At 63.6% G+C, this 26,907-nt stretch carries 29 protein-coding genes; 10 read left to right on the top strand and 19 right to left on the bottom strand.

Translation table 11 applies throughout. The annotated features are described in order from the left end of the window. Positions 1-84: 84 nt before the first annotated feature. Entirely contained in the window at positions 85-516 is a 432-nt protein-coding gene (locus P5704_004930) for a universal stress protein (GenBank protein ID WOF79844.1), read from the top strand. Between the two features lie 21 nt (positions 517-537). On the opposite strand, the gene P5704_004925 is transcribed toward P5704_004930, so the two are convergent. Together P5704_004925 and P5704_004920 are read right to left on the bottom strand one after the other, a co-directional pair. Next, positions 538-882 (bottom strand): YajD family HNH nuclease, encoded by a 345-nt coding sequence (locus tag P5704_004925; GenBank protein WOF79843.1) that lies wholly within the window; start codon positions 880-882, stop codon positions 538-540. A gap of 93 nt (positions 883-975) precedes the next feature. Next, positions 976-1,680, bottom strand: coding sequence for a YebC/PmpR family DNA-binding transcriptional regulator (locus P5704_004920; protein ID WOF79842.1), 705 nt, complete (start codon positions 1,678-1,680; stop codon positions 976-978). Positions 1,681-1,895: 215 nt separating this feature from the next. Here P5704_004920 and P5704_004915 point away from each other — a divergent pair, with 215 nt between their 5' ends. Then, positions 1,896-2,780, top strand: coding sequence for an O-acetylserine/cysteine exporter (locus P5704_004915; protein WOF79841.1), 885 nt, complete (start codon positions 1,896-1,898; stop codon positions 2,778-2,780). A 38-nt stretch (positions 2,781-2,818) separates the two neighbouring features. Here the strand turns inward: P5704_004915 and P5704_004910 are convergent, their stop codons facing one another. The 3 genes from P5704_004910 to P5704_004900 form a co-directional block, all read right to left on the bottom strand. Then, entirely contained in the window at positions 2,819-2,956 is a 138-nt protein-coding gene (locus P5704_004910; protein WOF81325.1) for a hypothetical protein, read from the bottom strand. Between the two features lie 151 nt (positions 2,957-3,107). Beyond that, complete coding sequence (locus P5704_004905; protein WOF79840.1) at positions 3,108-3,821, bottom strand: MOSC domain-containing protein; 714 nt, start codon at positions 3,819-3,821, stop codon at positions 3,108-3,110. Beyond that, positions 3,818-4,015 (bottom strand): hypothetical protein, encoded by a 198-nt coding sequence (locus P5704_004900; GenBank protein ID WOF79839.1) that lies wholly within the window; start codon positions 4,013-4,015, stop codon positions 3,818-3,820. Before P5704_004900 ends, P5704_004905 begins: the two co-directional genes overlap by 4 nt. 106 nt (positions 4,016-4,121) lie before the next feature. Here P5704_004900 and dgt point away from each other — a divergent pair, with 106 nt between their 5' ends. Together dgt and P5704_004890 are read left to right on the top strand one after the other, a co-directional pair. Further along, positions 4,122-5,618, top strand: a complete 1,497-nt coding sequence (gene dgt, locus P5704_004895) for a dGTPase (protein ID WOF79838.1) — start codon at positions 4,122-4,124, stop codon at positions 5,616-5,618. 280 nt (positions 5,619-5,898) lie between these two features. After that, positions 5,899-7,107, top strand: coding sequence for an ammonium transporter (locus P5704_004890; GenBank protein ID WOF79837.1), 1,209 nt, complete (start codon positions 5,899-5,901; stop codon positions 7,105-7,107). A gap of 34 nt (positions 7,108-7,141) precedes the next feature. On the opposite strand, the gene P5704_004885 is transcribed toward P5704_004890, so the two are convergent. After that, entirely contained in the window at positions 7,142-8,074 is a 933-nt protein-coding gene (locus P5704_004885) for a glyoxylate/hydroxypyruvate reductase A (protein ID WOF79836.1), read from the bottom strand. A 118-nt stretch (positions 8,075-8,192) separates the two neighbouring features. On the opposite strand from P5704_004885, the gene P5704_004880 reads away from it, so the two are divergent. Then, the gene (locus P5704_004880) at positions 8,193-8,429 is read left to right on the top strand and encodes a DUF2789 domain-containing protein (protein ID WOF79835.1); all 237 of its coding nucleotides are present in this window, start codon (positions 8,193-8,195) and stop codon (positions 8,427-8,429) included. A gap of 58 nt (positions 8,430-8,487) precedes the next feature. Here P5704_004880 and P5704_004875 read toward each other — a convergent pair whose 3' ends face one another. Then, positions 8,488-8,883 carry a DUF3597 domain-containing protein gene (locus P5704_004875; GenBank protein WOF79834.1) on the bottom strand — a complete coding sequence of 132 codons (396 nt, stop codon included), beginning with the start codon at positions 8,881-8,883 and terminating at the stop codon, positions 8,488-8,490. 227 nt (positions 8,884-9,110) lie between these two features. Here P5704_004875 and P5704_004870 point away from each other — a divergent pair, with 227 nt between their 5' ends. The 3 genes from P5704_004870 (at position 9,111) to P5704_004860 (ending at position 11,371) form a co-directional block, all read left to right on the top strand. Then, positions 9,111-9,929 (top strand): inositol monophosphatase, encoded by an 819-nt coding sequence (locus P5704_004870; protein ID WOF79833.1) that lies wholly within the window; start codon positions 9,111-9,113, stop codon positions 9,927-9,929. Between the two features lie 190 nt (positions 9,930-10,119). Next, entirely contained in the window at positions 10,120-10,380 is a 261-nt protein-coding gene (locus tag P5704_004865; protein ID WOF79832.1) for a hypothetical protein, read from the top strand. A 577-nt stretch (positions 10,381-10,957) separates the two neighbouring features. Continuing rightward, positions 10,958-11,371 carry an HPF/RaiA family ribosome-associated protein gene (locus P5704_004860; protein ID WOF79831.1) on the top strand — a complete coding sequence of 138 codons (414 nt, stop codon included), beginning with the start codon at positions 10,958-10,960 and terminating at the stop codon, positions 11,369-11,371. Positions 11,372-11,411: 40 nt separating this feature from the next. Here the strand turns inward: P5704_004860 and P5704_004855 are convergent, their stop codons facing one another. Both P5704_004855 and P5704_004850 read right to left on the bottom strand, forming a co-directional pair. Further along, complete coding sequence (locus P5704_004855; protein WOF79830.1) at positions 11,412-11,873, bottom strand: DUF3597 domain-containing protein; 462 nt, start codon at positions 11,871-11,873, stop codon at positions 11,412-11,414. Positions 11,874-11,968: 95 nt separating this feature from the next. Beyond that, a complete protein-coding gene (locus P5704_004850) occupies positions 11,969-12,337 on the bottom strand; it encodes an STAS/SEC14 domain-containing protein (protein WOF79829.1) in 369 nt (122 codons plus the stop codon). Between the two features lie 295 nt (positions 12,338-12,632). On the opposite strand from P5704_004850, the gene P5704_004845 reads away from it, so the two are divergent. Then, complete coding sequence (locus P5704_004845) at positions 12,633-14,228, top strand: methyl-accepting chemotaxis protein (protein ID WOF79828.1); 1,596 nt, start codon at positions 12,633-12,635, stop codon at positions 14,226-14,228. Between the two features lie 89 nt (positions 14,229-14,317). Here P5704_004845 and P5704_004840 read toward each other — a convergent pair whose 3' ends face one another. After that, positions 14,318-14,599 carry a peptidylprolyl isomerase gene (locus tag P5704_004840; protein WOF79827.1) on the bottom strand — a complete coding sequence of 94 codons (282 nt, stop codon included), beginning with the start codon at positions 14,597-14,599 and terminating at the stop codon, positions 14,318-14,320. 187 nt (positions 14,600-14,786) lie between these two features. Between P5704_004840 and ppk2 the strand changes: the two genes are divergently transcribed. Then, positions 14,787-15,713 carry a polyphosphate kinase 2 gene (ppk2, locus tag P5704_004835; protein ID WOF79826.1) on the top strand — a complete coding sequence of 309 codons (927 nt, stop codon included), beginning with the start codon at positions 14,787-14,789 and terminating at the stop codon, positions 15,711-15,713. Positions 15,714-15,723: 10 nt separating this feature from the next. On the opposite strand, the gene P5704_004830 is transcribed toward ppk2, so the two are convergent. The 9 genes from P5704_004830 to P5704_004790 form a co-directional block, all read right to left on the bottom strand. Beyond that, positions 15,724-16,686: a PstS family phosphate ABC transporter substrate-binding protein gene (locus P5704_004830; GenBank protein WOF79825.1), complete on the bottom strand. Its 963-nt coding sequence runs from the start codon at positions 16,684-16,686 to the stop codon at positions 15,724-15,726. An 18-nt stretch (positions 16,687-16,704) separates the two neighbouring features. Continuing rightward, positions 16,705-16,932 carry a hypothetical protein gene (locus P5704_004825; GenBank protein ID WOF79824.1) on the bottom strand — a complete coding sequence of 76 codons (228 nt, stop codon included), beginning with the start codon at positions 16,930-16,932 and terminating at the stop codon, positions 16,705-16,707. An 18-nt stretch (positions 16,933-16,950) separates the two neighbouring features. Beyond that, the gene (locus tag P5704_004820; protein WOF79823.1) at positions 16,951-18,111 is read right to left on the bottom strand and encodes a Na/Pi symporter; all 1,161 of its coding nucleotides are present in this window, start codon (positions 18,109-18,111) and stop codon (positions 16,951-16,953) included. 173 nt (positions 18,112-18,284) lie between these two features. Then, complete coding sequence (gene glpD, locus P5704_004815; protein WOF79822.1) at positions 18,285-19,820, bottom strand: glycerol-3-phosphate dehydrogenase; 1,536 nt, start codon at positions 19,818-19,820, stop codon at positions 18,285-18,287. Between the two features lie 269 nt (positions 19,821-20,089). After that, positions 20,090-20,848 carry a DeoR family transcriptional regulator gene (locus P5704_004810; GenBank protein ID WOF79821.1) on the bottom strand — a complete coding sequence of 253 codons (759 nt, stop codon included), beginning with the start codon at positions 20,846-20,848 and terminating at the stop codon, positions 20,090-20,092. A gap of 133 nt (positions 20,849-20,981) precedes the next feature. Beyond that, positions 20,982-22,490, bottom strand: coding sequence for a glycerol kinase GlpK (gene glpK / locus P5704_004805; protein WOF79820.1), 1,509 nt, complete (start codon positions 22,488-22,490; stop codon positions 20,982-20,984). A 12-nt stretch (positions 22,491-22,502) separates the two neighbouring features. After that, positions 22,503-23,384 carry an MIP/aquaporin family protein gene (locus P5704_004800; GenBank protein WOF79819.1) on the bottom strand — a complete coding sequence of 294 codons (882 nt, stop codon included), beginning with the start codon at positions 23,382-23,384 and terminating at the stop codon, positions 22,503-22,505. A 198-nt stretch (positions 23,385-23,582) separates the two neighbouring features. Beyond that, complete coding sequence (locus tag P5704_004795) at positions 23,583-24,347, bottom strand: YoaK family protein (GenBank protein WOF79818.1); 765 nt, start codon at positions 24,345-24,347, stop codon at positions 23,583-23,585. Positions 24,348-24,438: 91 nt separating this feature from the next. Continuing rightward, positions 24,439-26,799 (bottom strand): DEAD/DEAH box helicase, encoded by a 2,361-nt coding sequence (locus tag P5704_004790; GenBank protein ID WOF79817.1) that lies wholly within the window; start codon positions 26,797-26,799, stop codon positions 24,439-24,441. Positions 26,800-26,907: the final 108 nt, after the last annotated feature.

The raw sequence follows: 26,907 nt of genomic DNA, 5'->3' as shown, positions 1-26,907 counted from the left end.
CAGATCAAAACAAGTGCGAGCAGGGCCCGCAACGCGCAGGCAGCTGGTCTAAGCTGAAGGTCCACACAACAGCGGAGACAGGAAATGCGCAGGCTTCTGGTTGCATACGATGGTTCGGACAACGCCAAGCGCGCCCTGCAGTATGTCGTCGATCTGGCGCGGGATACCGGGATCGCGCTACAGGTGCATGTGGTCAACGTTCAGCATGAACCGATCATCTACGGCGAATACGTGACGTCGGCGATGATCGATGAACTCAACAACGGCCTGATGGCCAAGGCGCGCTCCGTGCTCGACGAAGCGGCAGCCGTGTTGCAGGCCGGCGGCCTGAGCTGCGAAACCCATGCGCTGCTGGGCAATGTTGCCGAGCAGGTCAACGACGCGGTCAAGCGGCTGGGCTGCGACACGGTGGTAATGGGCACTCGCGGTCTGGGCAGCTTCACCGGGATGCTGATGGGCTCGGTGGCGAACCGGGTGATCCATGAGGTATCGGTCCCGGTGCTCTTGGTCAAGTGAGCTGAATGCCGGTCTGGCCGATCAGTCCTGCTTACCCTTGAGCAGATCGGCCAGGTTGGCGAAGGCCTTGAAGGTTTCCTTCGGGCCCAGGTCGCTGCCCGGCCTGGCTTCGGCCTGGTACTGGTTGTCGGTGTAGCGGGAATGCTCGTTGTCGTGGCAGTACAGGCAGAGCAGTTCCCAGTTCGAGCCATCCTCGGGGTTGTTGTCGTGGTTGTGGTCCTTGTGGTGGACCGTCAACTCGCTCAGGCGCTTGCCGGAAAACTCCCGCGCGCAACGACCGCAGACCCAGGGATACATCTTCAGTGCTTTTTCCCGATAGCCTTGTTCGCGCTGACTGTAGGGCGTGGTCGGTTTGCTGCTGCTCATGGTGAATGCTCGCCGGGTTCGTTGTTCGTCAGGGCCCACCCCCGCGTCGGCATCGCCACGCGCGGGAACAGCCCCAAGTAAAGTCGATGGCTGTCAGCCCGCCAAGCCGACGTAGACGTTCTGCACGTCATCGTGGGCGTCGATGGCCTCGAGGAAGGCTTCGACTTCTTCCAGTTCGGCACCGGACAGGCTGACCGGATTCTTCGGACGATAGCCCAGTTGCGCGGACTGCACGGTAAAGCCGAATTCCGGCAGCGCCTTGCACACGGCGTCGAGATCGGTGGGTTCGGTGATGAACAGCGTGCTGCCTTCGTCGGCTGCTTCGAAATCCTGCGCACCGGCCTCGATCGCGGCCATTTCGGCATCGGCATCGGCGTCGCCTTCAGGCGCGGCTTCGATCATGCCGACGTGGTCGAAGTCCCAGCTCACCGAGCCGGAGGAGCCCAACTGGCCTTTGCGGAACAGCACGCGGATTTCGGCAACGGTGCGGTTGACGTTGTCGGTCAGGCACTCGACGATCAGTGGCACCTGATGCGGCGCGAAGCCTTCGTAGAGTGTGCGTTCGTAGTGGACCACCTCACCGCTGAGGCCTGCGCCTTTCTTGATGGCGCGCTCCAGGGTGTCCTTGGGCATCGAGGCCTTCTTCGCCTGTTCGACGACCAGACGCAGACGCGGATTCATGTCGGGGTCGGCACCACTGCGGGCTGCGATCATGATTTCCTTCGACAGCTTTCCGAAGATCCTGCCCTTGGCGTTCGCCGCCGCTTCCTTATGCTTCGCTTTCCACTGTGCGCCCATGCTCGTCCCCGTCTGAAGTGATGAAGTCAGGCGCGGATTCTATAGCGTATTCCGGCCTTGCGTCGCCGGTGGCGGTGGTGCCTGACCTGTGCCGCCCGTGACAGGGCGATGGGCGGTTGCTCCGCACTGTGCCGCTCAATTTGGCGATCACTGTATGGAGCGCTCACCGGAGGCGGCGTCTTTAATGCATCTTTTACGCAACAGGGTGCGTCGCCATGTCGCTTCGGGATCTGCTGCTCGCGCTGATCGTCATCGTCGTCTGGGGCATGAACTTCGTGGTGATCATGGTTGGCCTGCACGATGTGCCGCCGATGCTGCTCGGTGCGCTGCGTTTCATGCTGGCGGCCGTGCCGGCGGTGTTCTTCATCAAGCGTCCGCAGGTGCCGTTGCGCTGGATGCTGGCCTATGGGCTGACCATCTCCCTCGGGCAGTTCGCCTTTCTGTTCACCGCCATGAAACACGGCATGCCGGCCGGGCTGGCCTCGCTGGTGCTGCAGTCGCAGGCGTTTTTCACGCTGTTCTTCGCGGCGCTGTTTCTCGGCGAGCGACTGCGCGCAGCCAATCTGCTGGGACTGGTCATCGCGGCCTGCGGTCTGGCGATGATCGGCGCGCAGACCGGCCTGGGCATGACGCTGAGCGGTTTCGTGCTGACCATCTGCGCGGCGTCGATGTGGGCGCTGGGCAATATCGTCACGCGCAAGGTCGGCAAGGTGAACCTGGTCGGGCTGGTGGTGTGGGGCAGTCTGGTGCCGCCGCTGCCGTTCCTGGCGCTGTCGCTGTGGCTCGAGGGGCCGGTGGTGATCGAGGCGGCGCTGCGCGGCATCGGCTGGCAGACGATTTTGGTGCTGGCCTATCTGGCATTCGGCGCGACCATTCTCGGCTATGGCCTGTGGAGTCGCTTGCTGTCGCGTTATCCGGCGAGCCAGGTGGCGCCGTTCTCGCTGCTGGTGCCGGTGGTCGGGCTGACGTCAGCCAGTGTGCTGCTGGGCGAGCGGCTGGGGTCGCTGCAGTTGGCCGGGGCGTTGCTGGTGATGATCGGGCTGGGGGTGAATGTCTGCGGTAGCTGGTTGTTCGGCCGGTTGCGCCTGGCCAAGGTCTGAAACGCCCGGTATCAGACCGGGCGTTGCAGCGATCAGGCTCAATGGGTCGCGGCGTGGGTGCCGAGCAGCGTAGTGCCGGAGCCACTCTTCTTGTCGCGCTTGGCCATCCGTTTTTCTTGCGCCGTTTTCATCGGCTTTTTCTTGCTGTTCTTCCTTGCGTCCATTCCCTTGCTCATGGTGTTCACCTGTAATTGCTGGCTGGACATGTCCTGGTGCGAAGGCCTGACTGTCGCTGCTGGAGCGAAGCCTGCTTCCGGCCTGTGTCTTCCGTGACCGCTGCAGTATGGCACTGCTGGGCGGCTTTGCACGCATTGCTTTGCTTAGCTATCAGTCGAACAGGCTGTGCTGGTCGCGCCGGCCGCGAAGGGTGTCGTAGCGCTGGCGGAAGATCGCCCGATAGTGCATGGCCAGAGGCTGCAGCTCGGCCAGTTGCAGCAGGCTGACTTCAGCCAGGTCCTGGTCGAGAAAGCAGCGCCACAGGTGCGCGACGCTGATCTGCGGGTGCGCTCGTTCGAGCAACTGCAACCTGTCGCCAGGACGTACGCTACCTGGCTCGATGGTCCGGTAGAGCCAGCCGGTGCGGCCGCTCGCCGACAGCTCCCGCGCCAGGCCACGCACGCCATGCCGGCTGTCCAGCCTGATGCAGGGCGAGCGCGGCTGGCTGATCTCGATCAGCGCAGAGCCCCAGCGAAGAAGGTCGCCGATGCATGCCTGCTCTTCATTCAGCGCCTGGCTGCCGAGGTTCTCACCGAAGGCGCCGGGACCAAGCCGCGAACGCAGCTGCGGGAAGCGCTGCGACCAATACTGATAATGCTGGCTTGGGTAGTGGCAGAGGCTGCGATCCGGCCCGCCATGAAAACGCCGATCGGCGATCCGATCGCCCTGCAGGCCATCCAGGCCCAGCCACAACGGGCCGTCGCTCGCATGCTTGTCCATGGCGCTGGCCTTGCGGCTGTTCGGCAGCGGTGAGAACTGACGGCACAGCAGTGGGCCGTCGACGGCCCAGGCTCCGAGGGAGGGGCGTGGCGCCTGCTGGGTCACGGCTGCTGCGCTCGATTGAGCCGCTCCAGTTCGCGGCGGACCATGGCGGTGTATTCCGGCGGGCTGAGCTGATAGAGCTCGGTGGCGACCCAGGCCAGCCAGCGCGAGCCAAGGGCCGCCTGCTGGTCCAGCAGGCGCTGGGCTTCGGCGCGGGCGCGCTCGGCATTGTTCTGATGGAAATCTGCTCGACTCACGATCGTCTCCGTCGCCGTGCTTGGCAATGAAAGGGGCAGCGATGGTAAACCCGGAACGCTCGCGTTAGGCTCGATGGCTCTTCTTTTCGCGCCACGAGAACGATGCATGCCGGTTTCCGTGAACTTCAAGCACAAAATCTCCCGCCAACGCCCCTATGGCAAGGCCGAGACGGGCCTGCGGGCCAGCGATGGCAATCTCGATGCCGTGCTGGATCAGCTGGAGAGCGATCGCGGGCGCATCATCAACTCGGCCGCGGTGCGCCGCCTGCAGCAGAAGACCCAGGTCTTTCCGCTGGAGCGCAATGCGGCGGTGCGCAGCCGTCTCACCCATTCGCTGGAAGTGCAGCAGACCGGCCGCTTCATCGTTCGTACCCTGTACAAGCAGCTCGGCAACCGTGCCGCGGAGTTCGGCCTGGACGGGCTCGAGCCGGCATTGCAGAGTCTGGTCGAGATGACCTGCCTGATGCACGACATCGGCAATCCGCCGTTCGGCCATTTTGGCGAGTACGCCATCGGCGAGTGGTTCGAGCGCAATCTCGACGCGCTGTTCACGGCTGCCGTGACACCGGGGCAGGGCGATGCCGAGCTGCGCAAACGGATGCTGGTCGATCTCAAGCACTTCGAAGGCAATGCCCAGGCGGTTCGTCTGGTGGTCTCGCTGCAACGCCTCAACCTGACCTATACGCAGGCCGCCGGACTGCTCAAGTACGTCCGGCCGGCCTATCAGGCCAAGCCCGCGAAAGGCACGCCAGGCGCCTACCTGCTGAAGAAGCCCGGCTTCTATCTGTCCGAGGAGCCCTTCGTGCGTGCGCTGCAGGCGGCGCTCGATCTGCAGCCGTACACGCGTCATCCGTTGGCCTACGTGATGGAGGCCGCCGACGATATTGCCTATTGCCTGGCCGACATCGAGGATTCGGTGGAGAAGGGCATCTTCAGCATCGAACAGCTGGCGCAGCTGCTGCTCGCCAAGTTCGCGCTGCATGGTTCGGTCGATGCCCCGGTGCCGGGGCCGGAGCGCAGTTTCCGGGGCATGGTCAACTACGCGCTGGAACGCGCACAGAAGGAGCCGATCAACAAGGCCGGCGAGTTCTTCATCTGGCTGCGGGTGAACATGATCCACCCGCTGGTGCAGCACGCTGCGCGGCAGTTCATCGACAACATCGACGCGGTCTACCATGGCACGCTGGATCGCGCGTTGCTGGAAGACGACAGCCTGCCCAACGCCATCGTGCAGACCTTCAAGGATGTCGCGATGGAGCATGTGTTCTGCCACCGCGAGGTGGAAACGTTGCAACTGCAGGGCTATCGCATCCTCCAGGGCCTGCTCGACTTCTATGCGCCGCTACTGCGCGTGCCGGCCACCGTGTTCGACGCACTCAGCCTTGGCACCTGCCGCAGCGAACCTCACCTGCAGATGCTGGCGCGGCGCCTGCCCAACCAGCTGGTCAAGGCCTACCACGAAGCGCTCAAGGCGCACGGCGAGCAATCGGCGGATTGGCCTTTGTGGGAGTTCTACTACCGCAACCGGATGCTGCAGGACTACATCAGCGGTATGACCGACCAGTTGGCCCAGGACGAATACCGGGCTCTTTCCGCCCTCTGAGCGTGCACCGCACCAGAATTGCCGCTGCGCTTGGTACGCGCCTTGCTATCGCTTGGTGCAGCAGTCGTCGTGCGAGCCCCGCAATGGCGCACGACGGATTTCCGGTAGTTTTCCTAAACTCTTGATATCAAAGGTTTCATGGCGCTTCAGCGTTTCGCTGCAAGCAAGCTCCGGCTGCAGGTGACGGTGGCTCGACATGGCGCGGTGATGCATCTCGGTGCACGCGTCTGGCGACGGTAACCGTTTTGGTGCGATTTATCCGCTGAGGCTGTAGTAACCCATGGAAAACCTCAACAGCGCCGTGGAAACCCTGGTCCACGGTTCGAATACCCTGTTCATCCTGATGGGCGCGGTGATGGTGCTGGCCATGCATGCCGGCTTCGCCTTCCTCGAAGTCGGTACGGTACGTCTGAAGAATCAAGTCAATGCGCTATCGAAGATCATCACCGACTTCGCAGTATCGACCCTGGCGTACTTCTTCATCGGCTACTGGGTCGCCTACGGCGTGACCTTCATGCAGCCGGCCGATCAGCTGGTCCTGGACCACGGCTATGCGCTGGTGAAGTTCTTCTTCCTGCTGACCTTCGCCGCGGCCATTCCGGCGATCATCTCCGGCGGGATCGCCGAGCGCGCGCGGTTCGGCCCGCAACTGTGCGCCACGCTGCTGATCGTCGCGTTCGTCTACCCGTTCTTCGAGGGCCTGATCTGGAACGGCAACTTCGGCTTCCAGGGCTGGCTCGAGCGCCAGTTCGGTGCCTCCTTCCATGACTTCGCCGGCTCCGTGGTGGTGCACGCCATGGGCGGCTGGCTGGCATTCGGCGCGGTAGTGCTGCTGGGGCGGCGCAACGGTCGCTATCGGGACGGCAGGCTGGTGGCCTTCGCGCCGTCGAACATTCCGTTCCTGGCGCTGGGTTCGTGGATTCTCATCGTCGGCTGGTTCGGCTTCAACGTCATGAGCGCGCAGACCATCGAGGGCATCAGCGGGCTGGTGGCGGTCAACTCGTTGATGGCGATGGTCGGCGGAACGGCCGCGGCATGGCTCGCCGGTCGCAATGACCCGGGCTTCCTGCACAACGGCCCGCTAGCCGGGCTGGTGGCGGTCTGTGCCGGCTCCGACCTGATGCATCCGGTCGGTGCACTGGCTACCGGTGCGATCGCCGGAGCACTGTTCGTCTGGACGTTCACCGCTACGCAGAATCGCTGGAAGATCGACGATGTGCTGGGAGTATGGCCGCTGCATGGTTTGTGCGGGATTTGGGGCGGGGTGGCTTGCGGCATCTTCGGTCAGGCCGCGCTGGGCGGCCTGGGCGGCGTGAGCCTGATCAGCCAGGTGATCGGCAGTGGCATGGGCATGCTGGTGGCACTGCTGGGCGGCTTCGGCGTCTACGGCCTGCTCAAGCTGACCACTGGCATTCGCCTGAGCCAGGAGGAAGAGTTCAACGGCGCGGATCTTTCCATCCACCGGATCGGCGCGCTCAGCCAGGATTGAGCCGCTTGGTTATGCCCGGTGGTCGCAGCCGCGCTCAGTAGCCGCGGCTGCGTTCCACCAGATCATGCAGCGGCTCGCCGTCACGCAGCGCTTGCAGGTTCACTGCGACGATCCGCGCCGCGCTGCGCATGTCCGTCGCGGCTGCGATGTGGGGCAGCACGGTCACCTGTGGATGCCTCCAGAACGGATGCTCTGCCGGCAGCGGCTCGCTGCGAAACACGTCGAGCACCGCATGGCCGACCTGGCCGCATTCGAGCGCCTGCAACAGATCCGCCTCGACCAGGTGCCCGCCGCGGGCAAGGTTGACCAGCCCCGCGCCGGGGCGCAGGGCTTCGAAGAAACGCCGGCCCAGCAGATCGCCCGTCTGTGGCGTCAATGGCAGCAGGTTGATGACGATGTCGCTGCGTGCCAGCAGCGGCCAGAGGGCATCCATACCGTGCTCCAGCGCAACGCCATCGGCAGCGCCGCTGCGAAGCTTCCAACCGGTCACGCGGTAGCCTTGGGCGACCAAGCGCTGGGCACATGTCCGGCCCATCTGGCCCATGCCCAGCAGAGTCACCTGGATTTCGTCGGCCCGCCGCTGCGGCAGTTGCCGCCAATCGCAGGCGCGCTGCTGCCGGGCGTAATCGTAGAAACCCCGGTGCAACGAGAGCGTCGCCCATAGCGCGGTTTCGGCCATGGCCGCGCTCATGGTCGGGTCGACCATGCGTGCCACCGGCACATCCGGCAGGCTCGGGTCGCTGAGCAGGCGGTCCACACCGGCCCAGAGTGACTGAATCAGCCGCAGGTTGGGCAGGCCGTGCAGCGAGCCAGCGGGAGGGTTCGCGACCACCGCCGCGGTGATCAGCCCGGCGCTCTCCGGCGTGGCGGTCAGGTGCCAGCGGGCTTGCGGCAAGGTGCGCTGCAGCTCTGCGAGCCAGGCGTCGCGCTCGTTTTCGTCGAAGCTGCCGCAGAGCAGGATGTCCATGCAGGTCGTTCCTCATCGGTCCAGGCGGAACTGTAGTCAGCCGCAGAGCCTCTGAATAGGCAAGTAGCGCAACGCGTGATGCGCCTTTCAGCCTGTTGACGAGCCTAAGGAGAACATCATGGAACTACCCAACAAAGACCTCGGTACCCTGTTCGAGCAGCTCGGCCTGGCGTCAGATCCGGCGAGTATCGATGCATTCATCGGCAAGCATGGGCGCCTGCCGGAAGACGTCCGCCTGGCCGATGCGCCGGTCTGGAACGAGTCGCAGCGTGCGCTGCTGCGCGATGAGTGGATCGAGGATGCGGAGTGGGCGCCAATCGTCGACGAGTTGAACGTGCGCATGCACGAGCATTGATCCTTTGCGCGAGCTGCGGCAACCGCTGCAGCCCGCCTGTCGCCACTTGAGAAGCAGATCAGTCCAGCAGATCGGCTGGTACGTTGCCGCCATTCTCGGCGAGTTTGTTCAGCACCGTCTTGTGCAACCACATGTTCATCTGTGCCGAATCCCCCAGCTTGTCAGCCGGGCAACCCAGCTCGGTAGCCAGTTCCTTGCGCGCGGTGAGGCTGCTGTCCAGGCCGAGCAACTTCAACAGATCGACGATGGACGTGCGCCAGTTGAGCTTCTCCGGATGGTTCTGCGCCATGCCGTCGAGCTTGGCCGCGACGTCCACCTGGTCCATTGCAGGACCCGTGGGTGCGCCGGCACCGCCTGTCGAAGCTTCGGGTGGTGTGGTGGGTGCGGTGCTGTCAGGTGCGGCATGTGCCTGGCCGAGGCCGATCTTTTCCAGTATCGAGTTGAACAAGCCCATGGGAATCTCCTGTCTGCGTGAATGATGAGCCGTGGCTCGCAGGTTAGGACCGCGCGCGTATCGATTCGTCGCGGGGGCGTTTTCGGCGAATGGCGTTGGGAATCGAGACCCTGAAATATCCTGTCTTCGCCGGTGCGGTTCGCCGTCTCGCCCAGGTTCTTCCCCTACATCGCTCGTGCTGTAACGGGCGCATGTCTAGAATGCCGCTTTTGTTTCAGGAACCGATCATGAGCGAGTCGACCCAGCAAGACCTCGATATCGATGCCCGCTACGCCTGCGCCAGGAACCTCGCACTGGAAGCCGCGCAGCTGGGCATGGATTTCTATCGGCAACGCGAGACGCTGGATGTCGAGCACAAGGGCAACGACCGGCAGGATGTGGTCAGCGTCGCCGACAAACGCATCGAAGACTTCATTCGTACACGCCTGGCCGAGCGCTTCCCGCAGGACGGCTTTCTCGGCGAGGAAAGCGGCTCGGCGGACCTCAAGGCCCGCTGCGTATGGGTGATCGATCCCATCGACGGCACCGCCTGTTTCGTCAACGGCCTGCACAACTGGTGCGTTTCCATCGGGCTGCTGATCGACGGGGAACCCCACATCGGCGCGATCGCCGACCCCAACCATGACGAACTCTTCCATGGCTGTCTCGGCCGCGGTGCCTATGTCAACGAGACACCGCTCACGGCCAGCCGCGCCAGCCATGTGCGTGAAGGCCTGACCGGTGCGGGCACCTTTCACCCGCGCGGCAAGGAGCATTTCATTCCGTTTCTGGAAAAACTGCTGGCCGAAGGCGGCATGTTCATCCGCAACGGCTCCGGCGCGCTGATGACGGCGTATGTCGCCGCCGGGCGACTGATCGGTTACTACGAGACCGAGCTCAAGAGCTGGGATTGCCTGGCCGGGCTGGTGCTGGTGGCCGAGGCGGGCGGGCTGCGCAACGATTTCTTTCGTAACGATGGGCTGCTCAGGGGCAACCCCTATCTGGTGGCCGCGCCCGGCGTGTATCGGCAGCTGGCCGAGCTGATCGGCCCTTCGCTGGATGGCTGAGGTGGGGCACACGTTCGTCAGTCGACCGTGCGCTGCAACGTACGACTCGGGCAGCCTGTGCTATACCGTTCTGACGTGCTGGGGCCGGCGAAACGGCCCTGTTCATCAAGGGGGGAGCAATCGGCGGTCCATCAGCCTGGAGCCAACCTGCGTGATCTGATGGCTGCCCGCACAGAGCGAGGTAACGATCATGACCATGATGCAATGCACCCACCGCGACCACCTCATCACCGCCGAGGTGATGGAATATCCCGGCACCCCGACGCCCTGGGCTGGCGGTTGCCGGATCACCGATCCCTCCGGGCACGTGACCCGTCGTATGCCGCTACCGCTCGAGCATGCCTTCATGGACGAGCTGGAAAAGGCCCAGCGACTGTCCATCGCCCATGGCAAGTGGCTGGTCGATCAGCACCTCGATCACGGCCGCGAGCTGTTCCAGAAGGCGGCCTAGGGTCTGTTGCCGTTTCATCGCGAGCCGCGTTGCTGCGAGAAATGGCGCCAGGTTAGGCGTAGGACACAGGTAATGGTTGTTCCCTTGCCAAGTCCTACAACGACAGCTGGCGCCATTTCCCGCGCAACCCTTCGGGCCGGGCCTGTTTTTACGCGATGCAGCGTTACTCGTCGCTTATTTGAAATGACCAAACTTCGCTTCTCATGCCTTGCCTCGCGTAAAAACAGGCGCCGGCGCGGCCGCCGGACGAAATGACAACAGACCCTAGCACTGCCCGAAGACGCGTTTCATGCGTCGGATACCCATCGTCCGACGCATGCCTTGAGCGCGTCAGGTGGGCGGGCAGCATGCTTCACCTGCACACGATTCTCTTCACAATTGCCAGCGCACAAATTTGTCCGATTCGCGGCAGGAACGCCGGCGAACCGGCTAAGTTTCGGATAGCAAAGCGAAAAGTGCTGACCGGCAGGACAGCTTCGGCGGCATTTTGCCCGTTGCTTAATAAGTGAAACGGTGGCATAGCTATCACCAAGCCGCCGGAAACGGCGGTGCTCATAAGCGGAAGTAAGGACGACTTATGCAAATCCAGGTTCACAGCGATAACCACATCGAAGGCAGTGCCCGTCTGGCTGATTGGGTCAGTGCCAGTGTCGCAAGCAGGCTGGACCGGTTCGACGACGAGCTGACGCGCGTCGTCGTGCACCTCAACGATGAAAACGGTGACAAGGCCGGCGCCCATGACAAGCGCTGCCAGATCGAAGCGCGGCCGAAGGGGCTGCAGCCGATTTCCGTCACCCACAAGGCCGAATCGCTGGAGTTGGCGATCGACGGCGCGGTGGACAAGCTGAACAATGCGCTCGCTCACCAGTTCGGCAAGTTGCGCAGCAAGCGCTCCGGTGCCCAGCCGCAGATGATCGACGGCGCGCTGGCCGAGCGTGACGCGCTCTTGGAGGAAGATTTCCTCGCGGATGAGCAGGTCCGCAATTCATAAGCCGTAAGCAAGGGCCTTCCTCGGAAGGCCCTTCGCACATCTAGTGCAGCAGTTCAGGCGGTATCCTGCCGCCATTCTCGGCAAGCTTTTTCATCACCGCCCGGTGCAGCCACATATTCATCTGCGCCGAGTCCGCCATTTCCGCCGGCGGGCAGCCTAGCTCCGTGGCAAGCTCCCGTCGCGCTTCCAGACTGCTGTCCAGCCCGAGCAACTTCAGCAGATCGACGATCGAGGTGCGCCAATTCAGCGCTTCCGGATGCTGCGCCGCCTTGGCTTCCAGCTGAGCTACCACATCCACTCCGCTTGCCGTGGTCGGGGACTGATTCAGGTCCTGGTGCGGCGCGATGGTCGCGTTGTCGGTGGTGGTGGGCCTTTCTCCCAGCGTGATGCCTTCGGCGCTCGAACGGATCGCGTCGGCCGGCGGTGCATCGGCCTTGTGTTGCGCCTCGTTGGAGACATCGCCCAGGCCGAGTTTGGCCTTGATCGTATCGAAAAGTCCCATGTCCCTTCTCCTGGCTGTTGATGTCCATGTTCGACAGCAACCCAGGACGGACCATTCGCTCCCGCAGGTCGGGTAATTGCCGCTTGGCGTGGCCCTCAGCCGTGCTCCAGCCAGGCACTGGCTTCGGCTTCCTGGTGCAGGTCGAACGCCTTGATGGTCAGCCCGGGGATCAGCGCGCCTTCCACCTCGCTGGCCTTGCGCAGCCATTCCTTGCCGGCGACCACCGCACAGCGGTCGAAACGCCGAATGAAGCGGAACAGGTGCGGCAGTCGTGACAGCTCCACGCCGACGGCGCCGAGCGTAGGCAGATCGAAGTCGCCGATGCGATAGAGCATGCGGCCATGGCTGATGCCTTCGGATTTGAACAGCAGGTCATCCAGCGCAGCACGCATGGCCTGACTGTCCAACTTGCCGGAGAAGTCGATATCGATGCGGTTTTCGCCTCGGCGCGATACGTGGAACATGCGCACACCCCCGATTGATCCGTGTTCATGCGAGTTTGCCCCGCATTACCTGACCATAGACGTTGCCTCGCGAACGAGCCAAAAAACAGGTACGAATGGGCCCTTTCTGTTGATCTGTATCAGTGCGCGAAACCGCATTGCATGAGCACCAAAAAAGTGCGCGCCGCCAGCAATGACGCGGCTTTCAGATAGTTGATGAACGGTATCAAGTTGCCCCTGACACCGCCGAGAACAGGGTTAGCTGCGAGGCCATTCGACGCTGGCATCGCTTTCTTTTCCTGTAGTGGATACCCCCATGACCAGCACCTTGGCGAACGTCATTCAGTCCCTTCTGCGCGGACTGGGTCTGCGGACCATCAACAACCAGTTCTTCTTTTCCTACAGCCTGATCTTTCTGTGTGCGGCACTGACCGCTGCTGTGCTGTTCATGTCCGCCAAGGACGCCAGCCAGATCGACATGGCCGGTGCCCAGCGCATGCTCAGTCAGAAGATGATGAAGGAAGCGCTGCTGGCCGCTCAGGGCGTCGGCGACAAGGCCGCCGTCGACAAGACCATCCAGCGCTTCGAACAGTCGCATCGGCTGCTGCTCAACGGTGACCGCGCCCAGGACATCGCCCCGGTGGGGTTGGCCAGTGCAAAGCCACATCTGCAGCGCGTCGACCAGATCTGGCAGCGTTACCGGCCCGCCATACAGGCGCTGGCTGCAGGGCAGAGCGCTGACGTGAACGCCATTGCCACCGACTCCAACGACATCCTTGGCGCGTCCAACGAAGTGGTGCTGCTGATATCCGCCGAGGCCAATCGCAGTGCGTCGCAGCAGCTCTGGGTGGCCCTGGGGTCGACCCTGTGCATCCTGCTGCTGGTCGTGCTGGGTCGGATTGCCGGAATGAACTGGCTGATGCTGCAGATCGACGAGCTGCGCGGGCGTCTGGAGAAGGTCAGCCAGGGCGACTTTTCCGCGCCGCTGCAGGTGCGGCACGCCGATGACGAGATGGGCATGATCACCCTGGCCTACAACCGCCTGCTGGGGCAGGTCGGCGAGATGATCCGCGGTGTGCGCCTGGCCGCTGACGAAGCCGATGGTCAATGCGTGCGCATGGCCAACCTGGCTGGCGACAGCGCGCGCAACGTCGAGGGGCAGCAGGCCGAGATCGATCAGGTCGCCACCGCGATGAACGAAATGCTCGCCACCTCCCAGGAAGTCGCGCGCAGCACGGTCGAGGCCGCCAATGCCGCGGATGTCGCCGAGCAGGAGACCAACTCCGGCAGCGCGGTGATGAATGAGTCGGTCGGTGCCATCCGCATCCTCAGTCGTCATGTCGACAGCCTGTCCGATGTGATGCAGCAGCTGGTGCAAGACAGTCACGAGATCGGCAAGGTGCTCAACGTGATCAGCGGGATCGCCGAGCAGACCAACCTGCTGGCGCTGAATGCGGCCATCGAGGCGGCGCGCGCTGGCGAGCAGGGTCGCGGTTTCGCGGTGGTTGCCGACGAAGTACGCAGCCTGGCCAGCCGCACGCAGAGTTCGGCCAAGGAGGTCAGCGTGCTGGTCGAGCGTTTGCAGAGCCAGGCCACCCGCGCGGGTACGGCCATGGATGCGTCGCGTCAGAGCAGCTCGGTGACGCTCACCCAGATCGAAGCGGCGCAGCATGCGCTGGGGCAGATCGTCGGCGCGGTGCAGACCATTCGCGGCATGACCAATCAGATCGCCACGGCGGCCGAGGAGCAGTCGCAGGTGGCGGAGGACATGAACCAGTCGCTGACGCGCATCGCCCATGTCGCCGATCAGGCCGCCGGAGTCACCCACGACACGGCGGCGTCGGGCAATACCATCATGCAGAGCATGAAAGGCCTCAAGGCACTGACCGGACGTTTCCGTCTCGAGGCGTGATCAGGTTGGAGCGAAACGGGGGGCTGCCAGGAAGGGCGCCTTCCGGCGCAGAGGCATCCCCGCCCTTGGGGGGCGGGGATGAACGGTGATCAGTCCTGGCGGCTGGTCACTTCCAGCAGGTGATAGCCGAACTGGGTCTTCACCGGGCCTTGCACCTGGTTCAGCGGGGCGCTGAACACGACGGTGTCGAATTCCTTGACCATCTGGCCGGGGCCGAACGAACCCAGGTCACCGCCCTGACGGCTGGATGGGCAGGTGGAGTTTTCCTTGGCGACTTCGGCGAAGTCGGCACCGCCTTCGATGGCGGCTTTCAGTTCGTTGCACTTGGCTTCGGTGGAAACCAGGATGTGGCGGGCAGTGGCTCGAGCCATTTGGCGTACTCCTGTGGGAAAGCTGCGAGCCTACCGGAATTGCCCGGCGATTCAAGCTGTGCCGACGCCCGCTCGTCCTCGGCGTCGAATCGGCAGCGCGTCGGTCATGAGTCCGTCATCGCCGATGACTAGCGTGGGCCAGAGCCACCCAGAGCGTGGCGCGCCATTACGCTACCGGAAATCGCCCATGACCGACGATATGCGCAGCTCGCACGACATCTACCAACACCTGCTGCACGAGTTTCAGGACAGCCTCGACGAAGAGCTGGAAATGGAGCTGGACGATGTGCGCATGGAAGCCCTGATATCCCGCGAAGGCCTGCCGCAGCCCCCGGGATCGGGACTGTCCCGGCGGTTGTACTTTTCCGAACTGCTGCGTTTGCAGGGCGAGCTGGTCAAGCTGCAGGACTGGATCGTGCACAACAAGCTGCGTGTGGTCGTGCTCTTCGAGGGGCGGGATGCGGCCGGCAAGGGCGGCGTCATCAAGCGAGTGACCCAGCGTTTGAATCCGCGCATCTGTCGCGTGGCGGCCCTGCCAGCACCGAATGACCGCGAGCGAACCCAGTGGTACTTCCAGCGTTATGTTTCCCATCTGCCCGCCGCTGGCGAAATGGTCCTGTTCGATCGCAGCTGGTACAACCGTGCCGGCGTCGAGAAGGTGATGGGCTTCTGCACCGACGACGAATACGAAGAGTTCTTTCGGTCGGTCCCGGAGTTCGAGCGGATGCTGGTGCGCTCGGGAATCATCCTGATCAAGTACTGGTTCTCCATCTCCGACGAAGAGCAGAACCGGCGCTTCCTGGCCCGTATCCACGACCCGCTGAAGCAGTGGAAGCTCAGCCCCATGGACCTTGAATCCCGGCGTCGCTGGGAAGCCTACACGCGCGCCAAGGAGATCATGCTCGAGCGCACGCACATCGCCGACGCACCCTGGTGGATCGTCGAGGCGGATGACAAGAAGCGCGCACGCCTGAATTGCATCACGCACCTGCTCAGTCAGCTGCCGTACGGCGAGGTCGAGCGTACGCCGGTGAAGTTGCCGGAGCGCGTCTACAACCCCGACTACCTGCGTAACCCGGTGCCGGACAGCATGATCGTCCCGGCAGTCTACTGATTCAGCCGTATCACCTGGCGCCGGCTGGATTCGCTGCCGGCGCTGCGTCGAGCGCTTTCAGGTTCTGCGCATAGCGTTCGGCGCGCAGCGGCATGTACCCGGTGAAGTGGATCCAGCTCGGCAACCCTTGCAGGTAGTGTCGAACGAAGGCCCTGGTGCTGGGCTTGTCCTGCAGGCTCCGTTCGCTCAGGTAGATGAACAACGGGCGGGTCAGCGGCTGGTATTGCGCCTCGCCGACGGTTTCCAGTGTCGGGTAGACCGGTCCCTCGCCGTTGTCGACGGCGAGCAGCTTCAGCTCGTCCCAGTGCCGGTGGTAGGCGCCGATGCCGAAGAAGCCGAGCGCATCCGGTTCGGCGGCGATGCCAGTGGCCAACTCCTCCTCGTTCTCGCTGGCGGTGTAGTCCTGACGGCTGCGATGCGCCTCGCCGACGATTTCCCGGGTGAAGACATCGTAGGTGCCGGAATCCTGGCCACGCCCGAACAGTTTCATCGGACGGTCTGGCCAGTTCGCCCGGACATGGCTCCAGTGCGTCACCTTGCCCTCGGCCGCAGGAGACCAGAGCTTCTTCAGCTCTTCGACCGTGATGTCGGTCGCCCAGTCATTGCTCGGGTGCACGACGACCGTGATCGCGTCCATGGCCAGCGGCAACTCGCGATAGCCGATACCGTTCTTCGCGCAGAGTGCCTGCTCGCTGCTGTTGATTTTTCGGGAGGCGTCGTTGATGTCCGTCTCGCCCGAGCAGAAGCGGCGAAAGCCGGCGGAGGTGCCGGAGAACGCCACGTCGATCGGATGCCCCGGCTGCGCACGCTGGAATCGGCGCATCGCTTCACGGGTCAGCGGGTAAACGGTACTGGAGCCATCGATCAGCAGGCCTTCGGTGGCGGGTTCGGCGGCGCTAACGGTTGGCGCCACCAAGAGCTGCAGGCCGAGCGAAAGACCGATCAGCAGCAGCGGGCTGGGGATAACGTGCATGCGGTCGCTCCTTGCCGCTCAGGACTTGGCTTTCAGCCATTCATGTTTCAGTGAGTTCCAGAACACCTGCAGGCTGTTGAATCGGCTGTCGACGGCATTGATGTAGTCATCCAGCCGATCAATTTCCCGGTGCTGCGCCTGTCGTTCCTGCTCATCGATCTGTTGCAGCTGCGTTTCGAGTTCGTTGAGCGATTCGCGCAGCTCACGGATGCGGTTCTCTGTCTGGATACGGCGTTCGCGTTGCATAAGCGGGCTCCTGGCGGGTCAGAGTTGGCTGCCGCCGATCAATAGCAATGGCAGGCCGAAGAACACGCCACCGATGTATGCCCCGACGTAAAGCTTGCTGCGTTGCGCCAGATCGGCGAGGTATGTGGCAATAGCAGGCGGTAAGCCGCGCAGGAACGGCAGCACGTAGATCAGGAAGATTCCGAACAGGTTGAACAGCAGATGCACCAGCGCGATCTGCAGGGCCAGCTCGGCAGTCGGTCCGGAAATCGCCGTAGCGGCCAGCAGGGCCGTTACGCAGGTGCCGATGTTGGTGCCCAGGGTGAACGGATAGACCTGTTTGAGAGAAAACACGCCGGTTCCCGCCATCGGTACGATCAGTGCGGTCGTCGTCGAGGACGACTGCACGAGGATCGTGATGATGGTGCCTGAAGCGATCCCCGAAACCGGGCCGCGGCCGACGCTGGCGTGCATGATGTCTTTCGCGCGGCCGACCATCACCTTGCGCAGCACCTTGCCAATGGCCTGGACCGCGAAAAGAATCAGGCCGATGCCGATGATGATCAATGCGACACCGGACCAGACCTGGCCAGGCAGCCAGGCCACGCTCGCGTTGAGCACATCGCTGGCAGGCGTGAGGATGGTCTTCATGAAGTTGACGCTCTTCATGTCGACGCCTGTGCTGTCGCTGACCAGCAATCCGGCCAGGATTTCGGACATCTGCGCTAGCGGGTGAAAGAGCAGTTCCAGCGGCAGAAGAATGGCCACTGCGGTGAGATTGAACGCATCGTGCACGGTGGCCGCTGCAAAGGCCCGGTGAAACTCGACGCCGTTGCGTACGTGGCCCAGGCTAACGATGGTGCTGGTCAGCGATGTACCGATGTTGGCGCCCATGATCAACGGGATCGCAATCGGAATGGGCAGCCCGCCGGCGACCATGCCGACGATGATGGAAGTCACGGTGCTTGAACTCTGGATCAACGCCGTCGCCGCCACGCCTATCATCAGGCCGACGAAGGGGTTGGTGGCAAAGGCGAACAGTTCCTTGGCATTGTTCCCAACTGCGGCCTTGAAGCCATCACCGATGGCGCCGACGGCTGCCAGCAGAAGGTAGATCAGCGTGATGACCAGCAGCCAGGAAAGCCATTGGCGGCTGGCAGGCGTGGAGTGATCGGCTAAGGCGCCAGTATTTGTGGTCATCAGGCAACTCCCGAGAGCAGGTCAGTCGCCCGACGGTGCGCCAAGGGTATGAACACTTGATGACCGCAACGGCAAGGGTGGACGGATGGTCTTGCCCGTCCACTCGGCGGCAGCGCGAGCGCTGTGGGGTGGTGCAGACGAGTGCGCCCTGGATGAAGCTCGTCCCAGCCTGCTCAGGCCGCGTCGCTGTCGCGTGCAGGTTCGATGGTCAGTCGCTCTGTCAGGTAACGCTGCAGGCGAGCCTTTTCCGGCTCGCTGAAGGCCAGCCCGAGTTTGGTGCGGCGCCAGAGGATGTCATCCACCTGGGTTGCCCACTCTTCGCGCCGCAGGTAATCGACTTCCTGCGCGTACAGCTGCTGGCCGAGATCCTCGCCCAGTGCATCGAGCGAGCGCGCTTCGCCCAGCATGCGCCACACTCGGTTGCCGTAGAGAGTGGCCCAGCGCCTGGCCAGCGGCAGTTTCAGCCCCTGTACCTTGGCTACCAGCTCTTCGGCGAGTGCGTCGGCCGTGCTCATGCCTTCGCCGCCAGGCAGTGCCGCCTGTGCCGTCCAGCTTTCACCCATGCCCGGGAAGAACGGCTTGAGCTGCGCCATCGCCGACTCGGCGAGCTTGCGGTAGGTGGTGAGCTTGCCGCCGAACACCGAAAGCAGCGGTGCCTGTTTTTCTTCCGCCGCCAGCGACAGGGTGTAATCACGGGTAACCGCGGAGGGGTTATCCGATTCGTCGTCGCACAGCGGCCGGACGCCGGCGAAGGTATGCACGATGTCCCTGGGCTCGAGCTGCTTGCGAAAGTGCGTGTTGGCCACGCCCAGTACGTAGGCGATCTCCTCCTCGCTGATGCTCACCTTGGCCGGGTCGCCACGGTACTCTCGGTCGGTGGTGCCGATCATGGTGTAGCGATCCAGGTAGGGGATGGCGAAGACGATGCGCCGATCCTCGTTCTGCATGATGTAGGCCTGCTCGCCGTCATACAGCTTGGGCACGATGATGTGGCTGCCCTGAATCAGGCGGATGCCGTATGGCGAGCGCTGTTGCAGGTTTTCACCGATGAACTGTGCGACCCAGGGACCGGCGGCGTTGACCAGCGCCTTGGCGCGAAGCGAAAAGCGACTGCCGTCCTCGCGCCGCAGCTCGACATGCCAGATGCCGCCGGCACGCTTGGCGCTCAGGCATTGGGTGCGGGTATGGATGTGCGCGCCGTTCTCCCGCGCCGCCATGGCGTTGAGTACCACCAGCCGCGCGTCGTCGACCCAACAGTCGGAGTATTCGAAACCCCGGGTGATGGCTGGCTTCAGTGGGCTCGCCTTGCCGAAACGCAGGCCCCGCGATGCTGGCAGTTTCTTGCGCATGCCCAGGTTGTCGTAAAGAAATAGCCCGGCGCGGATCATCCAGGCCGGGCGCAGGTGCGGGCGGTGGGGCAGCACGAAGCGCATCGGCTTGACGATATGCGGCGCCTTGGCCAGCAGCACTTCGCGCTCGGCCAGCGCCTCGCGGACGAGGCGGAATTCATAGTGCTCCAGATAGCGCAGGCCACCGTGGATGAGCTTGCTGCTGGCCGACGACGTATGGCTGGCCAGATCGTCGCGTTCGCAAAGGAACACCGACAGCCCGCGACCAGCTGCATCGGCAGCGATACCGACGCCATTGATACCGCCGCCGATCACGGCGACGTCATAGAGCTCGGAGACGGGCTGGGCGGAATGGGGCACGGGCTTCTCCTCGGAAACGAAAGGTCATGTTCGGTTTTGAACATGCTATTCGCAAAAGAATCCGTATGAAAGTGAAAATGTTCGAAAACAGATAAAATAGAAAATATTCGAACGCTGGGTTTTCTGATTCCCTGATTGGTTTGCGTTGCTCCGGCTGCGGCGCGGGAGTCTGTTGGGCGGATTCGCCTGCCAGCGAGCGCTCGAATCGCTACGAGTGTCCTGCCATCACTGTGGGGGCGGACTTGTCCGCAAATAACCTGCCGCCGAACCTAGTCGGCGATCTCCACTTGCACCTTGTGGCGGGCCAGCAGCTCGGCGAACACCTCGGAAGGTGCCGAGTCGGTGAACAGGCAGTCGATCTGCTCCAGCGAGCCCAGGCGCGTCATGGCGCTGCGGCCGAACTTGCTGGAGTCCGCTGCCAGAAACACCTTGCGTGCGTTATGGATGATCGCCTGGGAGACGCGGACTTCCTGGTAGTCGAAGTCGAGCAGGGTGCCATCCTCGTCGATGCCGCTGATACCGATCAGGGCGAAATCGACCTTGAACTGGCTGATGAAATCGGCGGTGGCCTGGCCCACCACGCCACCATCGCTGCGCACGTTACCGCCAGCGATCAGCACGTCGAAGTCTTCCTTGGTGCTGAGAATGCTCGCCACGTGCAGGTCGTTGGTGATGACCTTCAGGTCGCGATGGTTGAGCAGGGCGCGGGCGATGGCCTCGGTGGTGGTGCCGATATTGATGAACAGCGAAGCCTGGTCGGGAATGCGCGCAGCCATCGCTGCAGCGATACGCAGTTTCTCGTCGCGCATCTGATGCGCACGCTGGCTGTAGGCGGTGTTCTGTACGCTGGAGTCGTAGGCCGCGCCACCGTGGTAGCGCCGCAGCAGGCCGGCATCGCCGAGCTGGTTGATGTCGCGGCGGATGGTTTGCGGCGTGACGGCGAAGTGCCGAGCCAGCTCATCGATGCTCACGTAGCCGCGCTCGCGCACGAGTTCCAGAATGTTCTGCTGTCGGGGCGCCAGGCTCATGAGGCTTCCTTGTTCGCTGTTGTGCGGGAAGCATGCCGTAGTCTGGCGTTCGATTAAAGCGCGCTTTGTTCGAATTCGCGCAATGCCGCGCTTGCCTGCGAGCCGACCGCAGGCAGGCGCGGGCCGCGGCCGCTCAGTCCTCGGCCCAGTTGCGCGTACGGTCGACCGCCTTCTGCCAGCCGCGATAGAGTGCTTCGCGCTGTTCGCTTCCGCACGCTGGTTCGAACACCCGCTCGATGCTGCTCTTGCTGCGCAGCTCGTCGAGATCGCTCCAGAAACCGGTCGCCAGTCCAGCCAGATAGGCCGCGCCGAGGGCGGTGGTTTCCTTCATTTGTGGGCGTTCTACCTGGGTGCCGAGCAGGTCGGCCTGGAACTGCATGAGGAAGTTGTTGGCTACTGCGCCGCCATCCACGCGCAGGGCGCGCAGGCGCTCGCCGGCGTCCTGCTGCATGGCATCGAGCACGTCGCGGGTCTGGTAGGCGATGGATTCCAATGCTGCACGGATCAGGTGATCGACCTTGACCCCGCGGGTCAGGCCGAACAGCGCGCCGCGGGCGCGCGGGTCCCAATAGGGCGCGCCAAGACCGGTGAACGCCGGCACCAGATAGATGCCGTTGCTGTCCGGTACCTTGGTGGCGAAGTATTCCGAATCCAGCGACTCGTTGAGCACCTTCAGTTCGTCGCGCAGCCACTGCACGGTGGAGCCACCATTGAAGATGGCGCCTTCCAGCGCGTAGTTCACTTCGCCACGCGGCCCGCAGGCGATGGTGGTGAGCAGGCCATGCTCGGACTGCACCGCCTTGGTCCCGGTGTTCATCAGCAGGAAGCAGCCGGTGCCATAGGTGTTCTTGGCCTGGCCTGGCTCGACGCACATCTGGCCGAACAGGGCGGCCTGCTGATCCCCGGCGATGCCTGCAATGGGAATGCCGGTGCTCTGGCCGGAGCCGATATAGGCGTGCCCGTAGATCTCCGAGGAGGAACGCACTTCCGGCAGCATTTCGCGCGGGATATCCAGCGCCTCGAGCATCACCGGATCCCAGTCCAGCTTGTGGATATCGAACAGCAGCGTGCGCGAGGCGTTGGTGTAGTCGGTGACGTGGGCCTTGCCCTGGGTCATCTTCCAGATCAGCCAGCAGTCGACGGTGCCGAACAGCAGTTCGCCGCGGCGGGCGCGTTCGCGGCTACCTTCGACGTGGTCGAGAATCCACTTGATCTTGGTGCCGGAGAAGTAGGGGTCGATCACCAGGCCCGTGGTCTTGCGGATGTGCTCTTCCATGCCGTCGCGCTTGAGCTGGTCGCAGATCGGCGTGCTCTGGCGGCTCTGCCAGACGATGGCGTTGTAGATCGGCCGGCCGGTGATCTTGTCCCAGACGATGGCGGTTTCTCGCTGGTTGGTGATGCCGATCGCCGCCACCTGCTCGTTGGTGATGCCGGCCTGGGCCAGGGCTTCGACGAACACGCCGCTCTGGGTCGCCCAGATTTCCATGGGATCGTGCTCGACCCAACTCGGCTGCGGGTAGATCTGCGCGAACTCGCGCTGGGCGATGGTCACCACGTTGGCGTTGCGGTCCAGCACGATGGCGCGGGAGCTGGTGGTGCCCTGGTCGAGGGCGACGATGAATTGCTTGTTCTGATTGCTCATGGCGACGTTTCCTTAGCGAACTTTGCTGATATCGGGCTGGGCTGAGCCCATTTCGGCAGCGGCCTTTTCCTTGGGTTTTGGTGCATCGCAGGCGGCCGATCCAACGCCTGGCAGGTGCCGGCAGATGAGTGCCTTGTAACCTGCAGCGCCGAGACAGGCGCCAAGAATCGGGGCGAAGACCGGAACCAGGAAGTACGGGATGTCTCGCCCGCCGGTGAAGGCCACGTCACCCCAACCGGCAAAGAAGGTCATCAGCTTAGGCCCGAAATCCCGCGCGGGATTCATCGCGAAGCCGGTCAGCGGTCCCATGGCGCCGCCGATCACGGCGATCAGCAGGCCGATCAGTAAAGGTGCGAGCGGGCCGCTGGGCAGGCCGTTGCCGTCGTCGGTAATGGCCATGATCATCGCCAGCAGGATGGCGGTGATGACGACCTCCACCAGAAACGCCTGGCCGAACGACAACGAGGCGTGCGGGTAGGTGGAAAAGATCGACGCGAGTTCGAGGCTCTCGACACTGCCGCGAACCATCTGCTGGGCCTGTTCGAAATCGAAAAACAGACTGCTGTACAGTCCGTAGACCAGCGCCGCAGAACAGAAAGCGCCGGCCACCTGCGCCAGAATGTAGGCCGGAACGCGGTGCCGCTCGAAGGTGCCGAACAGCCACAGTGCGATGGTGACGGCCGGGTTCAGATGGGCCCCGGAGACGCCGGCGGCGAGGTACACCGCCATCGAAACGCCGATGCCCCAGATGATGCTGATTTCCCAAAGCCCCAGATCGGCGCCGCCGAGCTTGAGCGCTGCGACGCAGCCGGTACCGAAGAAGATAAGCAGGGCAGTGCCGAGAAATTCGGCGATGCATTGTCCCTTGAGTGTCGGGACGATGGGCGTACTCATGCGCGGAGCCTCGTTCGTTTGTTTTTGTTTTATTCCGAGCACTGCGATGGTTCGGAATTGTTCGGAAACGAAAACTTAGAGGCAATAAAAGCCGCTGTCAAAGTAAAAATTCGAACATTTTTTCAAGGTGTTGATGGAACGAACGGGTGTCGTGGCTGTCTCGTTGCGCGCGTCAGTTGTTGGCGAGGCGCGGTGAACTCAGCGCCGGCGCCGCCAGAGGCGCCAGCCAAGCCATAGATCGTCGGCCATCGGCACCAGGGCCAGGGTCAGCAGCAGTGCGGCCAGCGGTACGGTGGAGAGAAAACCGAAGTGCTTGAAGCCGATTGCGCCGCTCAGCCCGCCGATGAAGAAGCAGCTGACCAGCAAGGCATTGATGCGCAAACGCTCGCGGTTGGCCCGCACTGGTGGCAGGTCTTCATGGCGGTGGCGGTTGATATAGATCAGCCGGCCCAGCTCGATACCGATATCGGTCACCATCCCGGTGATATGGGTGGTGCGCACCTCGGCGTTGGAAAGCTTGGTGATGATCGCGTTCTGCAGACCCATGATGAAACACAGCAGCACCACCGTCAGCGGCACGAAAAAACCGGGAACCGCCATCAGGCGCGCGCCGAGGACACCGAACAGCAGCAACAGCACGGCCTCCAATGCCAGCGGCAGGGCGTACTGGCTGTGCAGACGGCGGCGGCGCGAGAAGTTGATCATCAGCGTCGAGCACATCGCGCCAAGGACGAACGAGAGCAGGGCGCCGAAGCCGGCCAGCGCCAGGTCGGTGGCCCCGAGGGCCAGATTGTCGGCCATCGCCGAGACGATGCCGGTCATGTGCGAAGTGTACTGCTGGACGGCGATGAACCCGCCGGCATTGGCGGCCCCCGCAACGAAGGCGAGGCACAAGCCGAGCTGGCGATTGCTATGGGCGGATCGTCGGCGATCGGTCAGACGACGGGCGTAGTTGATGGGCATGGGCTGGCTCGTGGTCGGCAGCGAGGCGGCGATTATAGCGACGCACACAAGGGCGCTTGCAGGTGCAGCCCTGCGCATCGGCCACGCATGCTCAGCGCCGCCGGCCCGCCCTGCGGCCGCCGCCGCGTTTCGCCGCACGCGGTTTACGCTGGCGTGACAGTTCACGGGTGATGGCATCGTTGAGCAGCTTGCGCGCGTCTTCACCGTCGTCGTGCTCGGGGAAATGCTCGGGCAAGCTACGGGACAGGTGCAGGTAGGTTTCCACCACGTGCAGGGTGCTTTCCAGGCTGGCCAGATCGCTGCCGAGCAGCAGCTTGGGCATCGGGATGGCGTGACCTTCGGCGACTCGCTTGATCCAGCGCTGGGCATGCTGACTGGCCGGGCTGTCGAAGCCGCCGCGGATCGGCGTGCAGGCGAACGTCCAGCGCAGCCAGAGCGGAATCTTCGGGTCGTCGATCAGTTCGATCCATTCGGCCAGTTCGTCCGGCAGCACCGAGATGAACGCCTCGCCGTAATTGATGTTGCGGTTGAAGGTCAGCCAGGCGCGCAGCAGGCTCGGCTCGCCCATCAGTTCGGAAATGGCGGACAGATGATCGATGGACGGGCGCACCTGGAACTGACTCAGGTCCACCGGCGCATCCGGGCTGTTGAACAGGCGGCGGATGGACTTGAGCGTCTGCGGGTCAAGCGCAGTGATCTCGCCGCTGTCGTGGTGACCGAAACGCCCGGCGCGGCCACCGATCTGCTTGACCTCCTGCACCTTGAGCTGGCGGTTCTGGATGCCGTCGAACTTCTCGTCGGTATAGAAACACAGCGTGTGCGCCGGCAGGTTGAGGCCCATGCCGACCGCATCGGTGGCGACCATGATGTCCGCCTCGCCTTCGCGGAAGCGCCGGGCCTGCTCGCGGCGCACCTCTGGCGAAAGCGCGCCGTAGACCACCGAGACGCTCTTGCCGGCGCTTTCGAGCATGCCCTTGAGCTCCAGCACCAGCTTGCGGCTGAACGCCACCAGCAGCGAGCCGGGTTCCAGCCGTTCCAGCGTGGTGGCGTGCTTGGATACTTCCACTGGCGACAGGCGCTTGGTGCGCTGCACCTGCAGCTGGTCCTCGCAGAGCTCGCAGAGTGTGCGCAACGACGGCTCGATCAGCGCCGGCCCGGTCATCATCAGCTTCGGCGTATGCGCGCTGACCAGCGCATCGACCCAGGCCCAGCCGCGTTGCGGGTCGGCCATCATCTGCACTTCGTCGACCACCACCACATCCCAGTGCTGATGGCGGAAGCGCGCGAACTCCTCCACGGTGCAGCAGAAGTGCGTGGCGCCTTCGCGAATGATTTCCTCCTCGCCGGTGACCAGCGAGCAGGGCACGCCCATCGACTCGATGCGCTCCTGATTCTCCAGCGCCATCAGGCGCAGCGGCGAGAGGTAGATGGCGTGCTCGGCGGCCGCCATCGCTTCGATGGAGCGGTGCGTCTTGCCGCTGTTGGTGGGGCCGAGCAGGGCGATCCAGCGTCGCGTCAGGCGGCGGGCCGGGTAGAGCTTGTGGTAGTGGACGAAGCGTGGGTTGTTCTCCAGCAGCACGGCGAACGCCATCTTCTCCTCGTGCTCGCGGCGGGCGGCACGAATCGCCTTGCGCATGCGGCCGGGTTCCAGGGCGATGAGTTCGGTAAGACGCTTGTGCCCGAGCAGTTGCAGGTCGAAATCGCCAGCGAGCTCGAGCATGCGCTCGAAGGTGGCCTGCAGCTCGTCGCGATCCTGGCGCTTCCACGTCTCGACTTCCGCCACGCTGAGCAGATGATCCTGGCCGGAAGGAACGCGCCGCTGCAATTCGAGGATGAGATTGCCGCGCTGCAACGCCACCACGTAGCGCAGCTCATGGCGAATCTCGTTGAGGATGGCGACGGCATGCGGCAGAAATTCATCGAGCCGTGACAGTTCGGGGCGGATGCGCGCCAGGCAACGCTGCCGCTCGTCCTCGTCCATTTCGGCGAAGGGGCGTTCGAGCAACTGCAGCCGATTGCGCACATAGCGCTGCACGGCCTGTTTCAGGTTGCCGGTGAAATCGCCGCGCCGCGGGCTGTCGTCCAGCCGCATGGCCCAGTCCGGCTCCAGCAGATGGACCGGCGAGCCCAGGCTGAAAGTCTTCTCGCTGCCGAACACATCCACGCTGCAGTGGATCTCGCCAAGGTCACGGCTGACGATCCGCTCGAGCAGTTCATCCGCCGTGGGTTCGGCCATCAGCTGGTCGACCGCCGGACCGTGCAGTCCCAGCCAGAAGGCTTTCGCCGCCCGACCGAGCCCCGGCATCGGGTAGCCGATATAGGGCGCGAACCACTTTTCCTGGTGATGCTTCTTCGCGGTGAAGTCCGGATATCGCGCCGTCGCCCAGTCGATGAAGCGCGCCAGACGTTCGAGCCTGATGGATTTGAACTGCTTGCCCCCGGCCTTGGCCATGATCGACACCTTTGCTGATCAGTCTTCTTTTACGACTCGCGTTGCGCTCGTTTGCTCGCCAGCGCGCATGACCGGCCGGTGATTATAGAGTCCGGCGTCGGTTTTTCT

Origin of the sequence: Pseudomonas sp. FeN3W, from assembly GCA_030263805.2 — a bacterium.
Taxonomy (GTDB): Bacteria; Pseudomonadota; Gammaproteobacteria; order Pseudomonadales; family Pseudomonadaceae; genus Stutzerimonas; species Stutzerimonas stutzeri_G.
The sequence above is the reverse complement of the archived record's forward strand: the minus strand, read 5'-3'. Positions and strand labels throughout refer to the sequence as shown.